The sequence below is a fragment of the Streptomyces sp. NPDC002536 genome, assembly GCF_053594995.1.
The window spans coordinates 1-4,943 of record NZ_JBSFWU010000203.1 but is presented as its reverse complement, the minus strand read 5'-3'; the positions used below and the strand labels follow the sequence as shown (position 1 = coordinate 4,943).

Annotated in this window: 3 protein-coding genes and 1 pseudogene; 3 read left to right on the top strand and 1 reads right to left on the bottom strand. The window is 73.1% G+C overall.

Annotated features, from left to right (window positions below; translation table 11 throughout):
- Positions 1-325, top strand: a pseudogene (locus ACWD4B_RS35100) (TolB-like translocation protein); the annotation flags it as partial.
- A 28-nt stretch (positions 326-353) separates the two neighbouring features.
- Here ACWD4B_RS35100 and ACWD4B_RS35095 read toward each other — a convergent pair.
- Positions 354-536, bottom strand: a complete 183-nt coding sequence (locus tag ACWD4B_RS35095) for a hypothetical protein (protein ID WP_451424572.1) — start codon at positions 534-536, stop codon at positions 354-356.
- A gap of 213 nt (positions 537-749) precedes the next feature.
- Here ACWD4B_RS35095 and ACWD4B_RS35090 point away from each other — a divergent pair, with 213 nt between their 5' ends.
- Both ACWD4B_RS35090 and ACWD4B_RS35085 read left to right on the top strand, forming a co-directional pair.
- Positions 750-3,626: an SNF2-related protein gene (locus tag ACWD4B_RS35090; protein WP_451424571.1), complete on the top strand. Its 2,877-nt coding sequence runs from the start codon at positions 750-752 to the stop codon at positions 3,624-3,626.
- Positions 3,623-4,943: SWIM zinc finger family protein (locus tag ACWD4B_RS35085; RefSeq protein ID WP_451424570.1), on the top strand; the 1,321-nt coding region annotated here is incomplete at its 3' end. The genes ACWD4B_RS35090 and ACWD4B_RS35085, both read left to right, overlap by 4 nt.

Sequence of the window (4,943 nt, the reverse complement as noted above, 5' to 3'; positions counted from 1 at the left end):
GCTGCGCACCCTGCACACGAACGTGGAGTGCCCTTCCCTCTCGCCCGACGGGACGCGCGTGGCCTACAAGAAGCGCGTCCCGGGCGTCTCCTCCGATGCGCCCTGGCGGCTGTACGTCCTGGACCTGCGCACCATGCACGAGACCGCCACCGCCGAACAGCGGAACGTCGACGACCAGGCCGTCTGGCAGGACGACCGCACGCTGCTCTATTCCCTGCCCGGCAATTACGGCTCCGATCTGTGGACCGTACCGGCGGACGGCTCGGGCCGCTCCCGCCGGGCGCTGCCCGCAGCGCTCGCACCGGCCTTCACCGGCCGGGCGTGACCACCGTCCGGACGTTTCCCCGGCGCCTCTAACGCCCCAGCTCCTTGCGGGACGTCCGGCGCAGCCTCTTGCGCTGCGAGGGGTCCAGCAGGAGATACGCGGCGGCCGGCACGCCGACCATCACCAGCACCGCCATCCAGAACGGCAGCAGCCACAGCAGGATCACTCCCACCGCCACGCCACCGACGGCGACCTTGGCCCTGTTGCTCATGTCCGTGCCTCCTCCGCGACAACTGCCGCTCTGCCCGTCAGAACGCGCGGCGGCCACGCCCGGTTCCTCGCCGTATGCCCCGTCGAGTCCAGTGCCAGCGTACGTCTGCCCTGTGGCGTGGTTCACGTCCAGGAGGCCGTCACCGGCAGCGCCCTTCCTGTACCCTCGGGCGCTGCCAAGCCTGCTAGTCAAATTTGAGGAGTACGTCGCTCCGTGAGCCCGCTCCCTGCCGCATCACCCTCCGACATCTCCCGGCTCGTCCGCTGCTCGGCGGTCTTCCTTCCCGGAGACCCCGCCCGCACCGGACGGGTCGCCTTCTGGCTGCCGGGCGGCGAACCGCCCACGGCACCGGAAGCCGCCGAAGAACTGACGGTCGCCGTCGCCGACGGGCCGGACGTCACCACCGCGACCGTACGTGCCACCGTGCTGCCCGTGCGGGACGCACTGCCCGTACTGACGCGCGCCCGGGCCGCGCAGGCGGACGAGGCCGCCGCCTTCTGGGGAGCCGCTGCGGTGCTCGCGCTGCAACTGGCCGCCCGCGGCAGGCTGTTGCCCGGCCTGAGCGCTTCCGACCACGACGCCTGGCGGGCCGGGCCACTCGCCGCCGACGATCTGCGGCGCATCCGCGAACTGGCCGCCGCCATGCCGCCCGCCGCGCACGCCGTACCGCTGCCCGGCGACGGTCCCCTGCTGCTGCCCGCCCCGGAAGCGCTCGTGCGCTCCTTCCTGGACGCCGTGGCCGACGGGCTGCCCCGCTCGCCCGCCGCCTCCCTCGCGGCCGGCGGACCCGCCTTCACGGCCCAGGGACCCCAGCGCGTGCCCGAGCACCGCGCCTGGGCGGCCGAGGTCGCAGCCGGGCACGACGCAGGGGTACGGCTCTCGCTCCGTATCGACGTCCTCGGAACGGCCGAGGCCGACAGCGGCGGCCGCCCACCGCGCTTCCGGGCCGTGCTCCAGGTGCACAGCCTCGCCGACCCTGCACTCGTCGCGGACGCCGCCGAGGTGTGGTCCGGCACGTCTCCCGTCACGGGATCGCTCGGCCGCGGCGCCCGGATGAACGCGCTGCTCGCCCTGCGGCGCGCCGTCCACGCCTGGCCTGCGCTCTCGCCCCTGCTCTCCTCCGAGGTCCCGGACTCCGTCGAGCTCGCCGACGAGGAACTCGGCGAACTGCTCGGCCCCGCCTCCGCCGCCCTGGACGCTGCAGGCGTCGAGGTGCACTGGCCGAAGGAACTCGTCCGCAGGCTGACCGCACACGCGGTCGTCGGCCCGCCGGACGACAGCAATGCACAGCCGGACGAACGGCCGTCCGCACCGTCCCTCTTCTCCGCCGATGCACTGCTCGCCTTCGGCTGGCGCTTCGCCCTCGGCGACCAAGAGCTGACCCGCGACGAACTCGGCCGACTCGCCGAAGCACGCCGCCCCGCCGTCCGGTTGCGCGACCAGTGGGTGCTCGTGGACCCGGAAGCCGTACGCCGCGCTCTTGCACACCAGGACCGCAAGGTCACACCGGTCGAGGCCCTCGGCGCCGCCCTCACCGGGCACGTCGTCGCAGGGGACGACGCCGAGGGCGAGGAGACCGTCGAAGTCCGGGCCACCGGCTGGCTGGCCGCACTGCGCGACCGCATCGCCGACCCCGAAGCCGGGCACGACCCCGTCGCCCAGCCCGCCGCTCTGGCCGCCGCGCTGCGCGACTACCAACTGCGCGGCCTGGACTGGCTGAACCGGATGACGTCACACGGGCTCGGCTGCTGCCTGGCCGACGACATGGGCCTCGGCAAGACCATCACCCTGATCGCACTTCACCTGCACCGGCAGACCCTGCCGGGAGACAAGGGCCCCACTCTGGTCGTCTGTCCCGCCTCGCTCATGGGCAACTGGCAACGGGAGATCGAACGTTTCGCCCCCGGCACCCCGGTCCGCCGCTTCCACGGCACGTCCCGCTCCCTGGAAGGCCTGGCGGACGGGGAGTTCGTCCTCACCACCTACGGCACCATGCGGCTGGACGCGCAACGGCTCGCGGAGACCGGCTGGGGCATGGTCGTCGCGGACGAGGCACAGCACGTGAAGAACCCGCACTCCTCCACCGCCCGCCGGCTGCGCTCCATCGGTGCAGGGGCACGCATCGCATTGTCCGGCACTCCGGTGGAGAACAATCTGACCGAACTGTGGGCCATTCTCGACTGGACGACGCCCGGGCTCCTCGGCCCGCTCGGCACGTTCCGACGGCGCTACGCACAGGCCGTCGAGTCCGGCACCGACCCGGCCGCGGCCGAACGTCTTGCCGCACTGGTCCGGCCCTTCCTGCTGCGCCGCCGCAAGTCCGACCCGGGCATCGCGCCCGAACTGCCGCCGAAGACCGAGACGGACCGGACGGTCGCCCTCACGGCGGAACAGGCGGGGCTCTACGAGGCCGTGGTGCGGGAACTGCTCGCCGAGGTGGCGGAGGCGGACGGCCTCCAGCGGCGCGGACTGATCGTGAAGCTCCTCACGGGCCTGAAACAGATCTGCAACCACCCGGCGCAGTACCTGAAGGAGGGCAACAGCGCGCGGATTCCCGGCCGTTCGGGCAAGGTCGAGCTGCTGGACGAGCTGCTGGACACCATTCTGGCCGAGGGTGCGAGCGTGCTCGTGTTCACCCAGTACGTTCAGATGGCACGGCTCCTGGAACGTCACCTGGCTGCTCGCGGTGTTCCCACACAACTGCTGCACGGCGGTACGCCCGTGGCGCAGCGGGAGGAGATGGTGCGCCGCTTCCAGGACGGCGAAGTCCCGGTCTTCCTCCTGTCGTTGAAGGCCGCCGGAACAGGGCTGAACCTGACGCGTGCCGAACATGTCGTGCACGTCGACCGCTGGTGGAACCCGGCCGTCGAGGCCCAGGCCACCGACCGCGCCCACCGCATCGGCCAGACCCGCGCCGTCCAGGTGCACCGTCTGATCGCCGAGGGGACGATCGAGGACCGGATCGCGGAGCTGCTCACCCGCAAACAGGCCCTGGCGGACGCGGTGCTGGGCACCGGCGAGGCGGCCCTGACCGAGCTGACCGACGCTGAACTCACGGAACTGGTGGAACTGAGGGGGACGGGACGATGACGCACGACCTCGATACCGGGCGCACCTTCGAGGCTCTTCCGCCCGTGCGCGGAGGGGCGTTCGCGACGAGCCGGTGGGGCCTCGCCTGGCTGCAGGCGCTGGAGGACACGGCCCTGGACGGCGCACAGGTCAAGGCGGGCCGCCGGCACGCCCGGGCCGGCGCCGTGGGTGCGGTGTCCGTGCGGCCGGGGAGCGTCACCGCGCTCGTGCGCGACCGCGACGGTTCGTCGTACCGGGCGGATGTGATGGTGCAACAGCTCGCGCAGGACGACTGGAACCGCTTCATGGATCTCGTCGCCGGCCGCGCAGAACATCTGGCCGCGCTGCTGGACCGGGATCTGCCGCCGCACATGACCGAGGACGCAGCCGCAGCAGGCGTGGACCTGCTGCCGGGGATCGGCGATCTGGAGCCGGAGTGCGCCTGCGGGGCATGGGACCACTGCGCGCACACCGCCGCACTCTGCCACCAGGTGGCACGACTGCTCGACCAGGATCCCTTCGTCCTGCTCCTGTTGCGTGGGCACGACGAACGCGAGGTGCTGGACGAGCTGCAGGCGCGCAGTGCGGCCCGTGCCGCCGGCCCCGCAGCGAAGGTGTCTGCGGGAGTTCCTGCGCGGGAGGTGTTCGCGCGGCACAGGCACACGGCAACGCTGCCCGCGCCCCCGCCGCCGGTGGACATACCCGGGCGTCCCGGCGCGCTCTCCGGCGACCGTCCTGCACCTCCCGGACTGGACGTCGCCGCCCTGGAGTTCCTCGCGGCGGACGCCGCCCACCGGGCCCGGCTGTTGCTGGCCGAAGCACTGTCCCCCGGTCACGACCGGACGCCCGTACCGCCTCCGCTCACCGTCCGGGAGGACGCCGTGCGTCTCGCCGCGAACGGCGCGCCCGGCGCCGTGACCGACCGGCTGGCGGCGAGCTGCGGCGGTGAACGCGCCGGGCTGGCACGGGCGGTACGCGCATGGACGTTCGGCGGACCGGCAGCACTGAGCGTGCTGGAGGAGGAGTGGACGCCGGAGCCGAGTGTCCTCGCACAGGCCCGCGACAGGCTGGCGGCCGCCTGGGAGGGGGACGGACAGCCGCCCCGGCTGCACGGCGCCGGCAACCGCTGGACGGCCGCGGGCACGGACGTTCAGCTCCGCTATGGACGGGACGGACGCTGGTGGCCGTACCACAGGGAGGGCAGCCTCTGGGAGCCGGCCGGGCCGGGCGGCCGGGATCCGGCGGCGGTGCTCGCGGGCACGCTCGCGGAGGCGTGGCGAAGAAGACCACCGCCAAGAAGACCGTGGCGAAGAAGACCGCTCCGGCGAAGAAGGCCGC